This window comes from Agrobacterium sp. BT-220-3, assembly GCF_025910175.1.
Lineage (GTDB): Bacteria > Pseudomonadota > Alphaproteobacteria > Rhizobiales > Rhizobiaceae > Agrobacterium > Agrobacterium oryzihabitans.
Genome location: NZ_JAPAIX010000018.1, coordinates 1 through 19,344 on the forward strand (window position 1 = coordinate 1; position 19,344 = coordinate 19,344).

At 59.1% G+C, this 19,344-nt stretch carries 15 protein-coding genes and 8 pseudogenes; 8 read left to right on the plus strand and 15 right to left on the minus strand.

Annotation, left to right across the window (positions count from 1 at the left end; translation table 11 throughout):
* Window positions 1-404, minus strand: a pseudogene (locus tag OK142_RS23775) (hypothetical protein); the annotation flags it as partial.
* A 32-nt stretch (window positions 405-436) separates the two neighbouring features.
* Window positions 437-808 carry a YsnF/AvaK domain-containing protein gene (locus OK142_RS23780; protein WP_498685628.1) on the minus strand — a complete coding sequence of 124 codons (372 nt, stop codon included), beginning with the start codon at window positions 806-808 and terminating at the stop codon, window positions 437-439.
* A 55-nt stretch (window positions 809-863) separates the two neighbouring features.
* Here OK142_RS23780 and OK142_RS23785 point away from each other — a divergent pair, with 55 nt between their 5' ends.
* Entirely contained in the window at window positions 864-1,358 is a 495-nt protein-coding gene (locus OK142_RS23785; protein ID WP_498685629.1) for a response regulator, read from the plus strand.
* A gap of 24 nt (window positions 1,359-1,382) precedes the next feature.
* On the opposite strand, the gene OK142_RS23790 is transcribed toward OK142_RS23785, so the two are convergent.
* Window positions 1,383-1,625, minus strand: coding sequence for a hypothetical protein (locus tag OK142_RS23790; protein WP_113731509.1), 243 nt, complete (start codon window positions 1,623-1,625; stop codon window positions 1,383-1,385).
* A gap of 181 nt (window positions 1,626-1,806) precedes the next feature.
* Window positions 1,807-1,935 carry a hypothetical protein gene (locus OK142_RS23795; protein ID WP_279795943.1) on the minus strand — a complete coding sequence of 43 codons (129 nt, stop codon included), beginning with the start codon at window positions 1,933-1,935 and terminating at the stop codon, window positions 1,807-1,809.
* A gap of 195 nt (window positions 1,936-2,130) precedes the next feature.
* Between OK142_RS23795 and OK142_RS23800 the strand changes: the two genes are divergently transcribed.
* Window positions 2,131-2,457, plus strand: a complete 327-nt coding sequence (locus tag OK142_RS23800) for a hypothetical protein (RefSeq protein ID WP_052114311.1) — start codon at window positions 2,131-2,133, stop codon at window positions 2,455-2,457.
* 14 nt (window positions 2,458-2,471) lie between these two features.
* Window positions 2,472-2,759 (plus strand): annotated as a pseudogene (locus tag OK142_RS23805) (divalent metal cation transporter); the annotation flags it as partial.
* Between the two features lie 800 nt (window positions 2,760-3,559).
* Here OK142_RS23805 and OK142_RS23810 read toward each other — a convergent pair.
* Window positions 3,560-3,844: pseudogene (locus OK142_RS23810) on the minus strand (transposase); the annotation flags it as partial.
* 79 nt (window positions 3,845-3,923) lie between these two features.
* Here OK142_RS23810 and OK142_RS23815 point away from each other — a divergent pair.
* Window positions 3,924-5,474: pseudogene (locus OK142_RS23815) on the plus strand (ISL3 family transposase).
* Window positions 5,475-5,589: 115 nt separating this feature from the next.
* On the opposite strand, the gene OK142_RS23820 reads toward OK142_RS23815, so the two are convergent.
* From OK142_RS23820 to OK142_RS23840, 5 genes are all read right to left on the minus strand, one after another.
* Window positions 5,590-6,105, minus strand: coding sequence for a hypothetical protein (locus OK142_RS23820; protein ID WP_498685631.1), 516 nt, complete (start codon window positions 6,103-6,105; stop codon window positions 5,590-5,592).
* On the minus strand, window positions 6,102-6,632 hold the full coding sequence (locus tag OK142_RS23825; protein WP_052821344.1) for a YidB family protein: 531 nt from the start codon (window positions 6,630-6,632) through the stop codon (window positions 6,102-6,104). The genes OK142_RS23820 and OK142_RS23825 overlap by 4 nt, the downstream gene beginning before the upstream one ends.
* Window positions 6,633-6,758: 126 nt before the next feature.
* Window positions 6,759-8,909 (minus strand): catalase, encoded by a 2,151-nt coding sequence (katE, locus tag OK142_RS23830; RefSeq protein ID WP_498685632.1) that lies wholly within the window; start codon window positions 8,907-8,909, stop codon window positions 6,759-6,761.
* Window positions 8,910-8,983: 74 nt separating this feature from the next.
* The gene (locus tag OK142_RS23835; protein WP_498685633.1) at window positions 8,984-9,487 is read right to left on the minus strand and encodes a YciE/YciF ferroxidase family protein; all 504 of its coding nucleotides are present in this window, start codon (window positions 9,485-9,487) and stop codon (window positions 8,984-8,986) included.
* A gap of 45 nt (window positions 9,488-9,532) precedes the next feature.
* A complete protein-coding gene (locus OK142_RS23840; protein WP_498685634.1) occupies window positions 9,533-10,036 on the minus strand; it encodes a DUF3597 domain-containing protein in 504 nt (167 codons plus the stop codon).
* Window positions 10,037-10,364: 328 nt separating this feature from the next.
* Between OK142_RS23840 and OK142_RS23845 the strand changes: the two genes are divergently transcribed.
* Together OK142_RS23845 and OK142_RS23850 are read left to right on the plus strand one after the other, a co-directional pair.
* The gene (locus tag OK142_RS23845; protein WP_498685636.1) at window positions 10,365-10,559 is read left to right on the plus strand and encodes a hypothetical protein; all 195 of its coding nucleotides are present in this window, start codon (window positions 10,365-10,367) and stop codon (window positions 10,557-10,559) included.
* A 350-nt stretch (window positions 10,560-10,909) separates the two neighbouring features.
* Window positions 10,910-11,663: pseudogene (locus tag OK142_RS23850) on the plus strand (Ku protein); the annotation flags it as partial.
* 529 nt (window positions 11,664-12,192) lie between these two features.
* Here the strand turns inward: OK142_RS23850 and ligD are convergent.
* Window positions 12,193-12,585 (minus strand): annotated as a pseudogene (gene ligD / locus OK142_RS23855) (non-homologous end-joining DNA ligase LigD); the annotation flags it as partial.
* A gap of 504 nt (window positions 12,586-13,089) precedes the next feature.
* On the opposite strand from ligD, the gene OK142_RS23860 reads away from it, so the two are divergent.
* Entirely contained in the window at window positions 13,090-14,628 is a 1,539-nt protein-coding gene (locus tag OK142_RS23860) for an IS3 family transposase (protein WP_498685638.1), read from the plus strand.
* A 74-nt stretch (window positions 14,629-14,702) separates the two neighbouring features.
* Here the strand turns inward: OK142_RS23860 and istB are convergent, their stop codons facing one another.
* On the minus strand, window positions 14,703-15,497 hold the full coding sequence (gene istB, locus OK142_RS23865) for an IS21-like element helper ATPase IstB (RefSeq protein ID WP_137396213.1): 795 nt from the start codon (window positions 15,495-15,497) through the stop codon (window positions 14,703-14,705).
* A pseudogene (locus OK142_RS23870) lies at window positions 15,487-16,452 on the minus strand (Mu transposase domain-containing protein); the annotation flags it as partial. The pseudogene OK142_RS23870 and the gene istB, both read right to left, overlap by 11 nt.
* Window positions 16,453-16,534: 82 nt before the next feature.
* Here OK142_RS23870 and OK142_RS23875 point away from each other — a divergent pair.
* On the plus strand, window positions 16,535-17,287 hold the full coding sequence (locus tag OK142_RS23875; RefSeq protein WP_209193785.1) for an IS6 family transposase: 753 nt from the start codon (window positions 16,535-16,537) through the stop codon (window positions 17,285-17,287).
* Here OK142_RS23875 and OK142_RS23880 read toward each other — a convergent pair.
* Together OK142_RS23880 and OK142_RS23885 are read right to left on the minus strand one after the other, a co-directional pair.
* Window positions 17,285-18,145, minus strand: a pseudogene (locus OK142_RS23880) (FecCD family ABC transporter permease); the annotation flags it as partial. The gene OK142_RS23875 and the pseudogene OK142_RS23880 overlap by 3 nt on opposite strands.
* A 96-nt stretch (window positions 18,146-18,241) precedes the next feature.
* Window positions 18,242-19,324 (minus strand): ABC transporter substrate-binding protein, encoded by a 1,083-nt coding sequence (locus OK142_RS23885; protein WP_498685642.1) that lies wholly within the window; start codon window positions 19,322-19,324, stop codon window positions 18,242-18,244.
* Window positions 19,325-19,344 lie beyond the last annotated feature (20 nt).

The window sequence follows — 19,344 nt, forward strand, 5'->3', positions numbered from 1 at the left end:
TCCTGCTGGTTCCAGCCTTCCGAGCGCCAGCTCTCGGCGCGCTGATCGAGATCGATGCTGCCCTCGTCATCGAGGATATCGATAACCTTGTCATAAGAGGCGGCGGTGACGTTGCTGACAGTTACTAGATAACCACCGCGGCGAAGGCCTTCGGAATAGACGGCGCGGTCCTCGTCGGGAAAGAAGAAGTCTTCCAGCTTCTCCCAGAAGCCCTTGTGCTCGGAGGCAACCTCAGTCGAGGTAGTAGACTCCTTGCCGGCGACGACGCGAATGCCGTCGCGGGCAATCCCGGCTTCCGCAAGGCGTTCGACGGCGGCATCCGCATCGCTGCGGTTTTCGAAGAAGGCCGTCACCGTGTTCGATGACGAGGCGCGGTAGGACGATGTGGTTTCGCTGTAGGTCATGAATTTCTCCTTTTCTCGGATTGATAATTAGCTCAGGGGTCGTCGCGCTCGATGGTGGCACGTTGCTTGCGCAGTTCGACCGGAATGGTAACGTCCTCGGTGGTGGCGACGCGGCGGATGTGGATCTCTTCGACCAGCATCAGACGCTTCTCGACAACGAGAACCTCCTCCATCACAGGCACGATGGTCACGTCACCGTCCGTGCGAACGGCCGGCGCTTCTGACACTTCACGTCCGATTGCCACACGCGTCACCTCGACATTCTCGCTGTCGAGGCGTGCCTCCGCTGCTTCTGTAACAAACTCGGTTTTGGTGCTGACGCGGACGCTGCCGTCGCGCACGGCGCGCTTGTCGATGACAAGCTGTTCTTCGATCACCGAGAGTTTCTCGTCAGGCTTGGTCATCCGCATTCCAGATTGTTGCGACCAGCATTGAACGAGCGGAATCCAACTTTGTTCCTTGGAAAAGGTCACACGTCACCAGCTGCGCAAAAATCGCCCAAGGCCGGAACAAAGTATTGACGCAGTGATTTTGTCGCTCACGAAGAAAGGTTGGATAAGCATGGTGAATATTCTGATCGTCGAAGACCAGTGGCTGTTATCGAGCGCGGTCGAAGAGGCAGTGTTGTCGCTTGGGCATGAGGCCATCGGGACGGCAACCACGGCAAAGGAAGCGTACGAGCTTGCCGACAAGGCAGAAGTTGCATTTGTCGATGTCAATCTCATCGATGGTGCGACCGGACCGGAAATCGGCCGACGCCTGGCGGCAGACGACGTCACCGTCGTCTTCATGACCGGCAACCCGGAACAGCTTGGCTCAGGCGTCGATGGCGCCCTCGGGGTGATCTCAAAGCCGGTGATGGACCTTGAATTGGTCGAGGCGATCCAGTTCGCAACGGATCGTCACGCCGGGCGGGACTGTATCGCTCCTAAGCGGTTTATTGCGTTTCATTGACGACGACTACTCGGCGAGACCCTTCTATTCGTCGAGCTCGTTTCGTGTGACGCTCGCCAACTCGTGGAGCCCCTCGGCGCGGCCTGGCTCCTCGTCAGCGGCCAGAATAACCGCGTAGAAGGCGGCCCGAGATATTTCTTTTTTAGACGCAGCAGCGTGTTTCTTTCTGACCGCGTCTACGAGATCCTTCGGTCGCATTCCCGGGAGAGCGAGTTCGGCGATCGTCCGCGCGATATCCTCAATGTCTGATGCCAGTTCTCTTGCCATCACCTTCTCCATTCGAAGATGAGATAGCGAAGGGAGATGACAGCGCGATGTCAGAACGCGTCTGGTCCGCTCAAAGTCAGATTTGCATTCTCAGGCGCGTTTCCGGATGCGTCAGGTCAGGCCTTACCCCCAACGATACGTTTCGCCGCTCAAGCGAGAGTGTGTAGGCGGGTAAATTCCGTCAACTTCCCGACTGAAGGCGCATCTTGCGCAAACGCTCGGTCTTCAGCCGCCGCTCCTCCGCCTCCGCCTTGATTGACGCCATGGCGCTGTTATGCGTTGCGTCGAAGCGTTGCTTCCTGTCCGCCAAGGAACTCTTCTCGCGGTTTCGTTTTTGTGGAATGTCGTCATCTTTCGATCACGATGAACTAATGCTCAGCAAAACAGCGACAAGTAGAGGGGGACGTCAACAAGAGGAATGTACGACAGGGTACGGTGCTGATGCACCATCGGAACTTATCGTTTTGGGATGACGTTATCTGGCACCTCATCCTGGAGAGCCCCGATGGCCGACGATCCCAAATCTTCTTCACCCGCAGTTCAGGCTTACGAGTTGGAGAAGGCACGACAGCGGCAAGAGGAGGACAAGGGCGATCTCGATAAAGGCCTCGAAGATACCTTTCCCGCGTCGGATCCTGTTTCTCACACGATCACCTCCGTCCCGGCAGGCCGCACCGATCCACAAGAGGCTGAGCGCGTCAAAGCCAGTGCTCCTGAGAACCAGCAAAGCGACGGTTTTGCAAACAGCGTTCGCGGCTGGATCAAGGAAAACCCGCTCACTGCTGTAGCCCTCACAGCTGCGGTCGCCTGGATCTTTGGCGCGACCCGCTAACCGGGACGACGGATGTGAACACCTCAATTGACGGCCCGCTACCCGCGCCCCCTTCCGGGCACGCCACGTCGCGTCCGACATCAGGCTCGGTTCTGAAGAAGCTTGGCCCTGGCCTAATCACTGGAGCCGCCGACGACGATCCAAGTGGGGTCGCAACCTACTCCCAGGCCGGCGCGCAGTTCGGCTTCAACATGCTTTGGACCATGTTGCTGTCTTATCCGCTGATGTCGGCAATCCAGCTTGTCAGCGCCAGAATTGGCCGCGTGACCGGATCGGGGCTGGCGGTCAACATGGGTGCCATCGGATAGCCTCGCTCCGTGATCTGACGAACAGCGTCGCGCTTAAACTCTTCGGTGAAATTCGATTTGCTCATGATGCTCTTCCTGCCTCAAAATTAGGAAAGAAGGCGTCTACAGATCTCGGGGCTATTCAGAATCAGCCTTACATTATGGCCACAGCGTTGAGCAAAGCGGCCCCAAAAATGGCCGGTGGCACAAGCCTCCCGCTCCCCCTCGCGTACAGTCGCCCTGTTCTCCTGTCGTGTTTTTTAAGTTTGCCGGTATTGCCGGCGGGGTTAGCCTTGAACCGTCGCGTCTTTCCAACGGGTAGCGGCATAGATGCCCGGCGCTTACGAGGAGCGTCGGGCCTCATTCTTTTTGAAGACTATAAGTTACAGTTGAAACGTAAGCTTCGCGCAACCTATCTGCGCTATCTTCTATTCCAACGGCACGAATGCCAAGAACAGGCATCATAGAATGCAGCGGCGTTGCGAATAGCGCCTAAGCGTGAGCTCGTCACCCCGCCAGGTGACGGGCTTTTTTGTTCTCACCTGTGCCCAGGAACGTTTGGTTTTTTAGCGAATTGAAACATTGCCGTCGGTGTTCCAATTCCGCAGCGGCACGAGGCCCGCTCGATTAATCTCCAACGAGATCGGCGGGCCTCACTTTTTTGAGTGCGACGGGAAGCGTTTCCCGAGCCATTGTAGTCTTGGAGTGCCCGTTTCGGCGGACATGCCAGTTTGATTTAGCCCTGATGAACTGCCGAGGGGAAGCCATTTTGAGCGCGGATGGGGATGGATTTCGTTACTTGATCTCGCCGTGCGACGCTCGATCAGATTTGTCGACTGAAGCTTTGCCCAGTGCTGCTTGGGAAAGGTCATGTAAGCGAGGACATCCTGTTCGGCACTATCCATCAGCATAGCGAGTTTCGGAACCTTCGGCCTGATCTGGTCGGCGACACTGCGCCATTGGGTGCTCGCCGCCGCTGGCGTGTCCTGAGCAAATGCCGTGGCAATGAAGGCGGACACGACGCGACGTCCGCTCTTTCCGGCTTGGACCAAGGCATTGCGCATGAAGTGAACCATGCATCTCTGCCAGGCCCTGATTAGGCATGAAATAAGGGGTCTGACTCAATCTTGATGATGTTTTAGATTCCACTGGCCTGGTTTTTCACGGAGAACCAGCGCCATGCGAGCCCAGTTTCGGCTTTCCGATCTGATCCCAGCCGAGCTGACGTCAAGTCAGTGCACCACACATCCGATGCGATGGTCATCGCCGCATACGGTCATTCCCCAGGTTGCAAGTGTCCCGAATGCGGTACGACCTCCCATCGCGTTCATAGCCGCTATCCTCGGATGATCGCCGATCTGCCGTGTGCGCGCCGAAGGATCGAATTGCATCTGACGGTCCGACGCTTCGTCTGCAATGTCGTCCATTGTCGCCGAAAGATTTTCGCCGAGCGTTTCGGTGATGGCGTGATCCGACCGATGGCCCGCCGCACGGCACGCCTAGAGACCTTAGTTTACCATCTCGCTTTGGCATTGGGTGGTCGGCCAGCAGCACGGTTCGCAGATCGTCTCGGGTTACCGGTTAGCAATGACACGCTGCTTCGAACCGTTCGCCGATATGATCGCCCACCACCACCGCCGCCAAGCGTTATCGGCATTGATGACTGGGCGTGGCGTAGCAATCACCGATATGGCACGATTATCTGCGATCTGGAACGGCGAAAGACGATCGCGTTGTTGCCCGACCGAGAATCCTCGACCGCAAAGGCCTGGCTGGTTGAGCAGCCGCAAATCAAAATCGTCGCAAGAGACCGCGGCGGCGGATATGCACAGGCCGCTGCGCAAGCCCTGCCACAGGCCGAACAGGTCGTCGACCGCTGGCATCTCATGGAAAATGCTAGCCACGCCTTTCTTGACGCCGTTCGCAAGTCGATCCGGCAGGTGCGCCTGGCAGTTGGAACAGCAACCGTAAGCCCTAAGCTTCTGACTGCCGCCGAGCGTTTGCAATATGAGGGCTATCTACGGCGTGAAGAGACTAACTCTGTCATTCGTGGGCTCGTCGGCGATGGCGTGTCCATCAAGGAAATCGTGCGCAGAACAGGACATAGTCGTAAGCTCGTTCGCAGTGTCATCCGTGGTCAAAGGACCGACATCTTCCGAGTCCGGCAAACTTCGCTCGAACCACACCTCCCGTGGCTCGAAGCGCAATGGGATGCCGGATTACGAAACGGCGCTGAACCTTGGGCGGCAGCTTGGCTGGCTGGTTTTGGCGGCGGTCTCCGCGTCGTCACGGAATGGGCAACACGACGAAGAAGGGCCGAAAAGGCCGAGAACGGGCTCGGTCACGCGCCAACAGCACGCACCATCGTCCGCCTGATGACCCTTGAGCGCAACAATTTGACCAAGGCGCAGACGATGATGGTCGCAGCGATTGAGGAGCAGCTACCAGACCTTGTCGACGCAAGAAATGTTGTGGAGAGCTTCCACGAAATGCTGCGGCGCAAGTCTAAAGATGATCTGGACACATGGATCAACTGCGCCGCAGCAAGCTTAATCTCTCCATTCGCGAACGGCGTTATCCGCGATAGAGCAGCGGTTCAAAATGCAATCACTTCAATTTGGTCGAACGGCCCGACAGAGGGCCAGATCACCAAGCAAACTCATCAAGCGCCAGATGTACGGGCGCGGGAAACTGGATTTGCTTGAGGCACGTATCGTCGGAGCACCCTGATGTCATCGAAATTGCGTCAGACCCCCCGTTACGACGCCGATTGACAATGACGCTGATGGGCGCCGAAGCCAGCAAGGGAAGCCGCGAGGGCCAGTGAATTGAGCTAACGCCGGGTCTAGCGGGTCAGCCCCCAGACATAACCCAATAGCGCGGCAATACTTACGGCTGTTAGCGGACGCTCCCGAATGCGGCTCTCAGCGTCGCGAACTGCGGATCGGGCTTCCGCCTTCATCAGTTCGACACCGCCCTCGGCGATTTCAAGCAGGTTTTCCCTCAGTCGGGCGACGTCCCGACGCAAAGCGCGGACTTCCTCCCCGGCATCGAGAACCTCAGAGTCAATTTGCGACTGGCTCTGCAGTGCGGCGTCGACGCGTGGGTAGTCCCGATCCTCTGCAAGTTCCGCGCCGCGCGCTGGGGAACCTGCGTCTGCGGTCTCCGCTCGGCCCGCCGGGATCGAGGTGATCGTTGCAGACACGGGATCGGAACCAGGGAAGGTGGCCTCTAGCCCCTTATCGAGGGTGCCGGCGCTCGCTGCGGAGCGCTGCCGCTCCTGCTCCTCGCGCATCAACTGGACGGCTGGCGAATTGTTCGGTTCGGACATCGTGTTCTCCGTTCGAGAGGTAGAGTTCATGCGGTCTTGCCCGTCGACAGCGCGCTGGCCGAGCGAAGGAAGTCGTCTTCTTCGCTCGGCACTTTGCCATCGGGCGTAAGGTCGTCCACGGCCTTCGGCAGATCGCGCGTCAACCGATCGAGGATGTCCTCGCGAGACAGGCCCGTCTTGGCCGTGAGTTCGTCGAGGACGTCCGGGCCGAGAGCCTCCGAGAGCTGTCCTCGCTCAATGGGAGCGTTCGGTCCCGGCTGGACCCACGTATCTGCCTTGTCGCCGTGGCCGTTCTGCTGAAACGTCTTCAGAAGGTCGCCCAGGCCGCCGCTGAGGATGCCGCCGGTCGTCAGGCCCCCGAGTAGGTCTCCAAGGCCGCCTTGTCCCCCAAAGAGACCACCCAGGCCGCCGTCCGCCTTATCGGTCGGGCGAGAGGCGTCGCCGCTTTGAGGCTGCCGGTTCTGAAGCCCGCGCAGCACCTCCGCGATCTTGTCACGGTTCTGGTAGCCTGCCACGGCGAGCGCTCCCAGCAGCGCTTTCATAGGTCCACTCATCATTGATCTATCTCCTGTGTTAGCTTCTTCCGGTGTGTTGCCGCTCCGTGGAACGACAACACTGGAAGAGGTCTCTCGTTCCTCACTCCTTCGACGGAGGGGGGCGGACACGGGGTCCTCGCCTCATGTTCACTTCACCGGCGGAGACGCCTTGCCGAGCTTGAGCGCGGGTTCGCGCCCCCAGACCCGAAGCTTGCCGAGCTCAGACACGAAGGCGGCAAGTCCTTCTTCGCCGGGAAGGATGATCATGCCCTCGTCGAGGACATCGGTGATCCCGGCTTTGACGAGCAGCGGGAAGGCGCTCTCGTCGTAGCCGATGAACTTGCAGTGCTGGAATGCATCCGCGGCGAAGTCCCGCGCGGTCGCCTCCTTTACCAGATCCTCGATCGCGGCGGGCGAGGCGAGGACGGCAACGGCGTCGAACAGCACCGACGGACCACCGTCGATCATATGCTGGGCCTCGATCCAGGAGCCGTCGGACGCGGTCACGCCGCCGACCTTCGGCGCGATCAGCTCGACTAGAGCCTTCTCCTTTTCGATAGCGGTCTTCAACCCCTTCAAGAGCTTCGCATCGACCCCGTCGGTGACGAGCACACCAAGCTTGCGGCCCTCGAACCGCTTCGGACCACGCTCGACGATGCTGAGGGCAGGAGAGGGCTCGAGATCCTGGCGCGTCGGCATGGCGGCGTCCGCTGCTTTCGGCATCGTCTGGATCCCGAGCTTCTGCGCGACAGTGGTCGCGAGCGTCTCGTCAATGTTCAGGAGATGGGAGATCATCCGCTCCCGGATGGCGACCGTTTCCACCTTGCTCAGTTCGAAGGTCAGCGCCATGGCGATGTGCCGCTGCTCCGGCGGCGTCTGGCTGAGAAAGAACTGGCGAGCCTGGCTGTAATGGTCGGCGAAGCTCTCCGGGCGCAGCCGCACCTTCGAACCGTTCTCCTCGGCAGGGAAGTGGCGATAGCCTCTCGACGGAGATTCGCGCGGACCTTCACCAAAGGAGTTCGGCTGGTAGTTCACCCGGCCGACCGGGTTGCGCATCGCCATATGCCCGTCCTGCTGAAAATTGTGGAAGGGACACTTCGGTGCGTTGATCGGCAGATGCGTGAAGTTCGGGCCGCCAAGACGCTTGAGCTGCGTGTCGAGGTAAGAGAAGTTGCGGCCCTGAAGCAGCGGGTCGTTGCTGAAGTCGATACCCGGCGGCACGTTCTGCGTCATGAATGCGACCTGCTCGGTCTCCGCGAAGAAATTGTCCGGCATGCGGTCGAGCACGAGACGGCCGATCGGCTTCACCGGCAGGATCTCTTCAGGAATGATCTTCGTCGGATCGAGGACGTCGAAGTCGAAATTGTCGGCAAACTCCTGATCGAAGAGCTGTACGCAGAGCTCCCATTCAGGAAAGTTGCCGGACTGGATCGACTGCCAGAGATCGCGACGATGGAAATCGGGATCGGCGCCGTTGATTTTGACCGCCTCGTTCCACGCCACCGACTGAAGGCCGAGTTTCGGCTTCCAGTGGAACTTGACGAACGTAGACTCGTCCTTGTCGTTCACGAAGCGGAAGGTGTGGACGCCAAACCCCTCCATGAAGCGGAAGGAGCGTGGGATCGTCCGGTCGGACATGATCCACATGACCATGTGCATGCTTTCCGGCGTCAAACTGATGAAGTCCCAGAAATTGTCGTGGGCGGTCTGCGCCTGCGGGAACGCACGGTCTGGCTCCTGCTTGGCAGCATGCACCACATCCGGGAACTTGATCGCGTCCTGGATGAAGAAGACAGGGATGTTGTTTCCGACGAGGTCCCAATTACCTTCCTGAGTGTAGAACTTCACAACGAAACCGCGTACGTCGCGGGCGAGGTCGGCCGAACCCTTGTTGCCGGCGACAGTCGAGAAGCGAACGAACGCCGGCGTCTTCTCACCCGGTCGCTGGAAGATGTCGGCGCGGGTGACCTCCGACAGGGACTCATAATTCTCGAAAAAGCCGTGTGCGCCGTAGCCACGCGCATGCACGACGCGTTCCGGAATGCGCTCGTGGTCGAAGTGGAAGATCTTCTCGCGGAAATGAAAGTCATCGACGAGAAGCGGCCCGCGCGATCCTGCGCGAAGGGAGCTCTGATCGTCGGCAACCGGCCCGCCCTGCGAGGTGGTCAGGATGTCGGCGCCGTCCTCTGCGATCTGATGAAGCTCTCCGCCCACGCCACGGTGAAGCTGCTGATCGTGAATGGTGACGGTGTCTTTGGATGAGATCGAGCCGGAAGCCCGTGTCGTACGCTTTGCCATGGTTGTCCCCGATGATGATGGCCGGATGTCAAAAAGGCCGCCCTATGGACGGCCTTCTCGTGACTTCAGATGGCTTAGGCTGCCTTGCTTTTGCCCTTGGTATTCGCAGACGCCTTAGCGAGCTGCGTCAGCTTCTTGTCCGTCGCTTCCTCTTCGGCAAGGTTTGCCTGAAGGAGCGGAACGGCGTCCTTCAGCCCAAGCTGGTTCGCCCATTCGATGAGAGTGCCGTAGCGGGCGATCTCGTAATGCTCGACGGCCTGCGCCGAGGAAATCAAACCTGCATCGAGAGCCGGAGATTCCTTGAACTCCTCGATGATCTCCTCGCCTTCGGCGATGATGCCCTGGATGGCTTCGCAGGTCTTGCCGCGTGCGGGCTTGCCGAGCAGTTCGAAGACCTGCTCCAGCCGCTCGATCTGGCCCTGCGTCTCGTCGCGATGCTGAAGAAAGCCTGCCTTGCCTTCTTCCGACTGGGCAGCACGCGCCATCTTAGGAAGCGCCTTCAGGATCTGTTTCTCGGCGAAATAGATGTCCTTGAGCGTGTCGAGGAACAGGTCGTCGAGTGTCTTGGTGGTTGCCATTTCATTTCTCCCTGTTGATGATTTCTAACTTAACGATGACTGCGATCAGTCGAGCAGGTCGGCCGGTACCTTGCCGCCGTTTTCCGACAGCTTCTTCATGAGCGCCTTGTGAAGGAAGGTATTCATTTTCGCGCTGTCATGGGCGTCGCCGGAATAGCCGAGTTCCTGAGCAAGCTCTTTGCGCTCTTCGAGGCTCGCGTCCATGTCAAGCGCCTTCATCAGGTCGACGATGGAGTGCCGCCAGTCGAGCTTCTGGCCTGACTTCTTCACGGCTTCGTTCAGAATGGTTTCGACATCGACGGAGGAACCGCTGCCGGCCGACTGAGAGGGCTGCGCGGACGACGGGGCTGCAGGCTGCGTTGCGGAAGACGACGAGCTTGCCGCCGGAGCGGCCGCGGTCGTCGACGGTGCGGGCGACGAAGACATTGTGGAGGCCGGCGCGGAAGAAGACGGTGAGGTCGAAGATGCGGACGAGTTTGATGCCTGCGGAGCAGATGCAGCATGTGCTTCGCCAAAGATTGCGTGCTTGATACGGTCGAAGATGCTCAAAGTGATCCTCCTTGTCTGAGCGGGTGAGGACGTGGCCTGAAACGGAGCTGCGATACTTGGCGTACCGAAATCACCACGAAAGGATTCATGAGCCCGTCGTCCCAATAATCACGTGTCCGTGAGTGCGATTTAACGCGGTGGAGGCGTCAAGGTTCCGCGCCCTGAACGAGTGGGAATAAATTTCGTCGCCAGCACCGATGACAACGTCTTATCACCTCCGTGATCGACCCACAGCGTCCAGCCTCTCGACCTGCTGACAAGGCGGTATTGTTTCGATAGAACAAGCGCTTCGTAGCCATGCCAGCGAATCCTGTGTCCCGAGGTAGCCGTGAATCCGCAGTCTCCCGATCATCCACCGCGCCAGGAACGAGCGGACGTCTTGTCGGAAGGCGGCGAGGCAGGTTCTCTGATGTGCTCCCTCAACTGGTCGGTGACGCCGCTGGGGCCGCCGGAAACCTGGCCGCAAAGCCTGCGGTCCGCGGCGGGCATCTGTCTCGGCACCAACTACCCGATGGCAATCTAGTGGGGGCCTGATCTCGCACTCCTCTACAACGACGCCTGGAGCGAGATCCCTGGCGAGACGCACCCGTGGGCCCTTGGACGGCCGGGGAGGGAAGTCTGGCCGGAGATCTGGGACGAAATCGGGCCTTTGTTCGAAAGCGTGCAGACCAGCGGCGAAGGTGTCCGGCAGGAGGATCAGCTCCTTCCCGATGCATCGGCACGGCTACACGGTAGAGTGCTTGCGAATGAACGATAGCCTCATCAGACAGCGCTCCAGTTTGCTCTATCACAGCAAATAAAAGGAACCCCAGCGCAGGTTGCGCGGCCCGACGGAAGCGGCGAACGCGCTTCAAGGTGCGATGAACTATACCGTCGGAATGGATCGCCTTCAACACTCTCAATCGGAAGACCGGCAATCGGGTAAAACGCGAGTTCGTCGACAGCGAGACCGGTGATCCGGTCGAACGGGACGAGCAGGTCAAGGGTTACGAGATCGAGAATGGCCCGGCCCATACATCATCCTCGAGCCGGACGAGGTGGCGGCCCGCACCGGTGACTGGCTGAAGATCAAATGCGTGAGAGCGAAAGCTTTATGATTGTCGGCTACGAGCAGCCCGGCTCCGGCCGCGGCGGGATCGGCAGCCTGTTGCTCGCCGCGCGTAGCGGCCACGAATGGGTCTACGTCGGTGAAGTTGGAACAGGTTTCAGGGAAAAGGACGCAGCCTATCTGAAGAAGACGCTCGACAAGCTGAAAACACGGACACCCGTCGTGCCTCTCAAAGGGAAGAACTACGTCTTCGCGCAGCCGACGCTGATTGCCGAGATCGAGTTCCGCGGCTGGACGGGCGACGGGAACCTGCGCCACGCCTCATACAAGGGCTTGCGTGAGGTCCAGGAGAATGCCGCCGTGTTCGAACGACAATCTCGCCGACTGAGGTCCATCGATCAGGATCTACTCGGCATCCGTCGACCGAAGGCGGGGGTCGCTGTCTCGTTCAAGTCCTGCACCAACCCCGCGGCCATCGCGGCGTCGAGCCGCCGCAGCACGCAGCCGCCAATGTCGGCGACCTGGCCGCTCTTGGTGTCGACGATGCTCCACGTTCCATCGGCTAGTCGTCTGGCGACATAAACGGGATTTGATGGCGAAATCATTGTCACCTCCTTGGTGTAGAAGCGATGGTACTGTGAAAGGCAGCGAGCCGGACGTTGGGTCCGCTGCAGCGCAGCATTCAGTCAGAATTCGGACGACCAGAAAACCTCGGAACTTGACCGCCTCGTCGAGGTTCATGCCCGCTTGGCATTCCTTTTGTCATCGCAAGTGCGAGTGACGCGGAAAGCCTCGCCACCGAGCCAATTTTTGGCGAGCGCCGTCGAATGCAAAACCCATTCGACCGCCGCCGATTACTTAATGCGATGCACGAACTGTCGAGCTAGAATGAGCACGGATACCTCAAGCAAATATCAAGCGGTCGTCATCGCCGGTGCATCCAGTGGAATAGGGCGAGCAGCCGCGCTGGCGTTCGCCGCCGACAAACACCGGCTTCTGCTTGCTTCACGCGATCCACTCACTCTTGCAGAGGTTGCCGCCCAATGCATATAGCTCGGCGGGCGCGCCGAGATATGTCCCATCGACGTCTCGGACGAACAGCAGGTCGAGGCACCGGCTGCCGGCCCGGTTCGCAATTCCAGGGATGCAGCTCGATGCCGCCGATCTGGGCAATGGCGGCAAGACCCTCGCCCCGATCGATCTGCAGATAGGGTTTCTTGTCGCCGAATACTTTGACCAGTTCGAGCAGGTTCGATGTCCCCGGCATGGCATGACGCTGAAAGAACTGCTCGCCGCCGATGTCATCAGGGGTTCGTATCATCGAGCAAGGCCGTCCCTTGATATGGTCTATCAGCCATGGTCCGACGGCTTCATGGTAGCGGGCGAGATCTTCCTTGGTGACAGGCTCTCCGTCATTGGCATCCGGCCATAGCGGCTTGTCCGGGCTTGAGATCATCACGCCCATCACCTCGGCCTTGGCGTTCTTGCCGTGTGCCGGCCTTGATGGCTTTGTCGCGGCTGGCGAGGAGAACCTGTATGATCCGACTATCGAAGCGATGCACCTCCTCCCGCGTCGGTTCGATATGCGGACGCCCTACTCCTCCTCCCAAGGGCGTTTGCGGGAACAGCAACACTCCTCCTCCCAGTTGCTGTTCGGTTATTTTCGAAAAGCCTGCCGCACCTCCTCCCGCGGCAGGCTTTTTCGTGAGGGCCGCCGCTATCACGCCGCGGCATGTTTCACGTCCTTGTGCAGAACGCAAAAAAATGAGGCGGTGGAGTCACTTGGCTCCCGCAGCCTAGGCTCCTGATTCGTTTCATCATTTCGCCCACAGCGCTTTAGCGGAGCCTAAATAAGCTCAATGAAACCCGCTTGACTCTTTGGAGAGAGCGGAACAAAAGAAGAACGCCAACAATTTTCGGGGACATGAAGTCCATGTGTTGGTTTCCACGCGGAACTGAGCCGGTGGGGGTGCGGACGAAAACTTGGACTAACAGGAGGTAGTTCATGTATTCCTACGCAGACAGAGTTCGAGCGGTTGAGCTCTATATCCGGCTGGGCAAGCGACTTAACGCGACCATTCGCCAGCTGGGGTATCCCACCAAGAATGCGTTGAGGGGCTGGTACCGCGAGTACCTACAGCATCTCGACCTGCGTACTCAGCCGGTAGCGCGAGCGCCAAAGTTTTCCGAGGCCCAAAAGCAGGCTGCTCTTGAGCACTTTCGCACCCATGATCGTTGCATCTCTGCGACGATGAGGGCGCTCGGCTATCCCGGTCGAGGAACTCTAACCGCATGGGTTCGTGAGGCGTTTCCGGAGGCGCGGACATCGATGGTCGGTCGATTGTGGCACCCTGGCTATTCCGAAGAGGTCCGGCAAGCGGGGGTCATCGGATTATGCAGTGGAGATGAAAGCGCTCAACAGGTAGCTGACCGACTGGGCGTCTCAAGGCCGACATTGTACAGCTGGAAAGATCAGCTACTCGGTCACGAGGCTCCCTCATCCATGAAACGCCGCAAATCCAACCCCAAGCTGCCTGAACGTGAAGAGCTCGAGCGACAGCTTGAAGCCCTCCAGCGTGATGTCCGCCAGTTACAACTCGAGCATGATCTCCTGAAGAAGGCCAACGAACTCCTAAAAAAAGACCTGGGCGTCGATCTGCAGATCCTGAGTAATCGGGAGAAGACCCAACTGATTGACGCCCTTAAGGAAGTTTATCGCTTGCCAGAGCTGCTTGCCCAGCTTCGGATTGCCCGCAGCTCCTACTTCTACCATCGCGCCCGCATGTGCCTGGCAGACAAGTATGCCGCCGTCCGCCACAGCCTAGCTGAGATCTTTGAAACGAACCGTCGTTGCTACGGTTATCGACGACTGCAGGCGTCGCTGGCCAGACAAAGCGTGGTAATCTCGGAAAAGGTTGTCCAGCGATTGATGAAGCAGGAGCAGCTGGTCGTTGCCAGGCCGCGTCGACGGCGGTTTGGATCCTATCTGGGAGAGATCAGTCCAGCGCCCGAGAACCTGATCAATCGCGACTTCCATGCAGAAGCGCCGAACGTGAAGTGGCTGACAGACATCACCGAGTTCCAGATCCCAGCAGGCAAGGTGTACCTTTCGCCCATCATCGACTGCTTTGACGGCATGGTCATCAGCTGGTCCATCGGAACCCAACCGGATGCAGGTCTCGTCAACACCATGCTGGATGCAGCCATCGAAACCGTCGCCAACGGCGAGGAACGGCCAATCATCCATTCTGATCGCGGAGCCCATTATCGATGGCCCGGCTGGTTAACCCGTATCAGCGAAGCAAGACTGGTTCGCTCGATGTCCCGCAAGGGTTGCTCGCAAGACAACGCCGCGTGCGAAGGGTTCTTCGGTCGGTTGAAAACCGAGCTCTTCTATCCACGAGATTGGAAGGTCATCACGATCGAGCAGTTCGTGGCAGAGGTGGACGCCTACATCCGATGGTACAATGAAACGCGCATCAAAATATCACTGGGATCACTCAGCCCGGTCGAATATCGTAAGAGCCTCGGCCTGAGTATTTAAAACAGTCCAAGTTTTTATCCGCACCCCCGGTTTTTCCACCGAGAAGTGAGCCACCTCTGAGTATGGTTTTCTGATCAGGCTTTGGTCAAGGGATTGGCCTTTTCTCCTCTCTTCTGAGCTGCTGCGGCCGAGCTGGCCTTGAAGCGGAAGCTGTCGTTTCCTGTTTCCAGGATATGGCAACGGTGGGTCAGGCGATCGAGCAAAGCCGTGGTCATCTTGGCATCACCGAAGACGGTTGCCCATTCGCTGAAGCTGAGGTTGGTCGTGATAATGACGCTGGTGCGCTCGTAGAGCTTGCTTAGCAGGTGGAAGAGCAACGCTCCCCCTGAGGCACTGAACGGAAGGTATCCCAATTCATCGAGGATCAGGAGATCGAGGCGAACGAGGGTCTCAGCGATCTGTCCTGCCTTGCCTTTGGCCTTCTCCTGTTCGAGCGCATTGACCAATTCGATGGTCGAGAAGAAGCGGACCTTCCGGCGGTGATGCTCGATGGCCTGGACCCCAAGGGCAGTCGCGACATGTGTTTTTCCTGTGCCCGGCCCACCGACGAGCACGATATTCTGCGCCCCGTCCATGAACTCGCATCGGTGCAGTTGGCGCACCGTCGCTTCGTTGATTTCGCTGGCGGCGAAGTCGAACCCGGAGATGTCCTTATAGGCTGGGAAGCGAGCAGCCTTCATGTGATAGGCAATCGAGCGAACCTCACGTTCGGCCATCTCGGCTTTCAGCAACTGGGACAGGATCGGCACGGCCGCATCAAAAGCTGGAGCCCCTTGCTCAATCAGGTCTGTGACGGCTTGGGCCATGCCATACATCTTCAGGCTCCGCAGCATGATGACGACGGCGGCACTTGCGGGATCATGACGCATGGCGACCTCCCACGATCCGGACACGTAGGCGATCGTAACGTTCGACGTTAGCCTTGGGTTCACGCACCAAGGTCAGCGCCTGTGGCGTGTCGATGTCAGGGCCGTCAGTCGTCTTCCCATCGATCAGACGATGCAGCAGGTTCAGCACATGCGTCTTGGTCGCGAAGCCTTGATCCAGAGCCAGCTCCACAGCCCTGACGACGACCTGTTCGTCGTGATGAAGCACCAGAGCAAGGATATCGGCCATCTCACGATCGCCGCCCAGGCGACGCAGCATCTGGTCCTGCAACTGTCGAAAGGCCAGCGGCAATTCCAGGAATGGCGCACCATTGCGCAAGGCACCGGGCTTGCGCTAAATGACGGCAAGGTAATGCCGCCAGTCGTAAATCGTCCGCGGCGGTTTGTCGTGGCTGCGCTCAATCACCCTCGGATGTTCGCATAGGACATTACCCTCGGCCGCAACGACCAGTCGCTCGGGATAGATTCGCAAGCTGACAGGCCGGTTCGCAAACGATGCAGGCACGCTATAGCGGTTCCGCTCGAAGGTGATCAGGCATGTCGGAGAGACACGTTTGCCCTGCTCGACGAAGCCGTCAAACGCAGCGGGGAGCGCCATCAATGCTGGCTGTTCCGCGGACCAGACGTCCGCGATCGTGCCGGGCAAGGTGCCGTGTGCTGTGTCGCGCCACAGGTCCTGGCAATGCTGTTCCAGCCAGGCATTCAATGCCGCCAGATCAGGAAAGTCCGGCATCTGTTGCCACAGTCGCGGCCGGGCATCCTGGACATTCTTCTCGACCTGCCCCTTCTCCCAACCCGCGGCGGGATTGCAAAACTCAGGCGCAAAGACGTAGTGGTTCGTCATCGCGAGGAAACGGATATTGACCTGTCGCTCCTTGCCACGACCGACGCGATCGACCGCGGTTTTCATGTTATCGTAAATGCCGCGACCCGGCACGGGCCTGTCGCAAATTCTTTTGGTTAACTAGCTGTTGACCACGACGGTGGAATTTCCGCTCCCGATGTAGCGGAGCGTAGCCATGATTCTGAATGCCATTGCCGAAAAGCTGAAGCGCCAGTCGAAGGACGATTTCAAAGGGCGGCATTTCGAGGCATGGCTGATCGTGCAGGCAGTGACATGGTATCTACGGTATCCGCTCAGCTACAGAGATCTCGAGGAGATGTTCCGCGAGCGCGGCTTTGAGGTCGACCACAGCACCATCAATCGGTGGGTCCTTGCCTATGCACCTGTCATCGAGAAGCGGCTTCGCCAGTTTCGCCGACCGCATTGTGGCTCAGTCAGGATTGACGAGACCTACGTTAAGATCCGGGGCAAGTGGCGATACCTGTACCGCGCCATCGACAAGCACGGAAACCCGATCGACTTCTTGCTCACCGCTAAGCGCGATCTCGACGCCGCCAAGCGCTTCTTCCGTAAGATGCTCAAGGATGAGCCGCTACTATCGCCGGGTAAGATCGGCACCGATGGCGCCAACACGTTTCCTTCAACGATCAAGACAGCTGTCGAGGACGGGCTCCTGCATCCAGGCCCGGTACATTATGTCACCAAACATCTCCAACAAGGCATCGAGAGCGATCACTTCCGAGTGAAGAAGAACATGCCCAAGATCGGCGGTTTCCAGTCATTCAAAACGGCGCGCCGGACGATCGCCGGGTTCGAAGCGATGTTGTGGCTGCGCAAAGGCTTCGGATTTTCCGGCGAGTGGACCGTCAACGATCAAAACGATCTGCTCGGGCGCCTCTTCGGACTTCAAAAGGTTAACAAAGCGTGAAAGCTGGGTGATTATCGGCTCAACGCGTCCTATCGCCAGCTTTGCGACACGCCCGGTGGCGGTCGCCGTCATGATGGCGACGATGACAAGCACCTTCATGCGCAGGAAACGCACATCGACACCGAGGCTTGCAGCGCGCGCTTCTCCCATGCGCAGGGCCGCGAGCTTCCAGGAGTCGGCCATCAGCAGAAGGCAGCAGGCCAGTGTGACGATTGCAGTCAGTGCCAGTGTCGGCCATGTCGCCTTGGTCAGGCTGCCGAACAACCAGAACAGGATCTGCTGCGACAGTTCGGGCGAGGACATGAACTGGATCAGCGATAGCAGCGACTGGAACAGGAACAGCAGGGCAATGCCGCCGAGGATGATGGTTTCACCGTTGATGCTGCGCATCGAGGCCAGCATGAACAGGAAAAAGGCGGCCAGCATGGAAAAAATGAATGCGCCGAGCGGCACGGCCACCATGGTGGGCAGGCCCAGCCCGCCGACTGCCAGCACCAGCGCCGCGCCGAAACCGGCAGCCGCGGCCATGCCAAGCGTGTAAGGGCTTGCCATCGGATTGTTGAGGATGGTCTGCATCTGTGCGCCGCCGGCACCAAGCGCCGCCCCAACCACCAGTGCCATCAGCGCCATGGGAAGGCGCAGCGAGCGCACGATGGGATCGGTCATAGGCGCGCGTTCGCCAATACCTGTCAGCGATCTTACGACCTGCACAGGCGACAGCATGGAGGGGCCGCTGGCGATATCGAGCACCAGGCTTGCTGTCATCACCGCCAGAAACAGCAGAACAGTACGCCAGCGGCGGCGCTCGCGCGCCCGTTGAGCACCGATCGCCTCGGTGTTTTTTCTATTGATTGTCATGGGATCGGCAAACCGGTGAAGACGGGAGAAAGCGCCGATGCTTATCGGCGCTTTCCATCAGTGGCAGCCCAGGGAGTGCGGGACTGCAAGCGGCAATCAATCCTTCACGCCGATGGCAAAGGTCCCCTGAGGTTGAACCGGCAGGTATTTTGCGTAGTAGGCATGATAGTTGGCGATCGGATCGATGTCGGCGAACTGCTCGGGATAAAGCTGCTTGGCGATGTACTGGACCATGGCGAAGTCGGAGAGCGTGCGAGATGCACCCTGGTAGACGCCGAAGACCTTGCCGTTCTTGACGGCAGGCAACTGGTCCCAGCCCTGGCGGGTCTCGAAAGCCTTCAGCTTGGCGCGGGCTTCTTCTGCCTTGACGCCCTGACCCATTGGCAGCGCCGTATCGCTTTTGTTGTTTTCCCGCCCGGAAATGAAGATGGCGTCAGGTGCCGAGGCCAGAACCTGTTCCGGGTTGATCGGTCCCCACCACTCCACGAAGGGAGCGGCGATATTGTCGCCACCGCCAGCAGTCGACATGGCGCCCCACATGTTCTTGCCGTAGGTAAAGGAATATTCGGCCGGCCCCTTGTTGCCGAATTCGACGTAGACCTTAGGCTTTGCCGCGCCGGCCTTGGCGACTCGATCCGCAACGCCCTTCAGGGCGTCGGAATAGAAGTCTGCTATTTCCCTGGCGCGTGTTTCCTCGCCGGTCAGCGTGCCGAGCACGAGGGTCGAGGCGACATGGCGATCGACTGTCTGGGCGTTGTAGTCGACAACCACGACCGGAATGCCTTCTTCCTCTATCCGGTCAGCATCAAGGCCGAGCGCCTTGTATTGCCAGTCGGCAAGGATGACGAGGTCCGGGTTGAGTCTGAGCAGTTTCTCGACGGAGAAAGTTTGCGCCTCGACTTCACCGACGTCGGCAATATCCTTCAGCGAGGCACGGTGGGCGGTGTGCATGTTCCAGTTGGCCGGAACCCAGCCTTCCCAGGCCTCGCGCGAAATGCCGACGACCTGATCGAAGGCGTTTTCGCCGCCAACGGCCATATAATCCTCGAAGTAGAAACCGAGCACCACGCGTTTGGCTGGCAGGTCGACCTTCACTTCGCGACCGATCACATCAGTGATCGTTTTTTCTTCCGCCCAGGTAGTGGTTGAAAAAGGGCAGCCGAAATCGACACCGCCCAAGCAGCGATGTGCTGGGCTAA

Bases quoted from the DNA above. Each gene is read 5' to 3' on its own strand.
- OK142_RS23825 (WP_052821344.1), bottom strand. From the start codon at position 6,632: ATGATGAGTGGACCTATGAAAGCGCTGCTGGGAGCGCTCGCCGTGGCA.
- OK142_RS23790 (WP_113731509.1), bottom strand. From the start codon at position 1,625: ATGGCAAGAGAACTGGCATCAGACATTGAGGATATCGCGCGGACGATC.
- OK142_RS23780 (WP_498685628.1), bottom strand. From the start codon at position 808: ATGACCAAGCCTGACGAGAAACTCTCGGTGATCGAAGAACAGCTTGTC.
- OK142_RS23820 (WP_498685631.1), bottom strand. From the start codon at position 6,105: ATGAACTCTACCTCTCGAACGGAGAACACGATGTCCGAACCGAACAAT.
- istB (WP_137396213.1), bottom strand. From the start codon at position 15,497: ATGCGTCATGATCCCGCAAGTGCCGCCGTCGTCATCATGCTGCGGAGC.
- katE (WP_498685632.1), bottom strand. From the start codon at position 8,909: ATGGCAAAGCGTACGACACGGGCTTCCGGCTCGATCTCATCCAAAGAC.
- OK142_RS23835 (WP_498685633.1), bottom strand. From the start codon at position 9,487: ATGGCAACCACCAAGACACTCGACGACCTGTTCCTCGACACGCTCAAG.
- OK142_RS23800 (WP_052114311.1), top strand. From the start codon at position 2,131: ATGGCCGACGATCCCAAATCTTCTTCACCCGCAGTTCAGGCTTACGAG.
- OK142_RS23860 (WP_498685638.1), top strand. From the start codon at position 13,090: ATGTATTCCTACGCAGACAGAGTTCGAGCGGTTGAGCTCTATATCCGG.
- OK142_RS23875 (WP_209193785.1), top strand. From the start codon at position 16,535: ATGATTCTGAATGCCATTGCCGAAAAGCTGAAGCGCCAGTCGAAGGAC.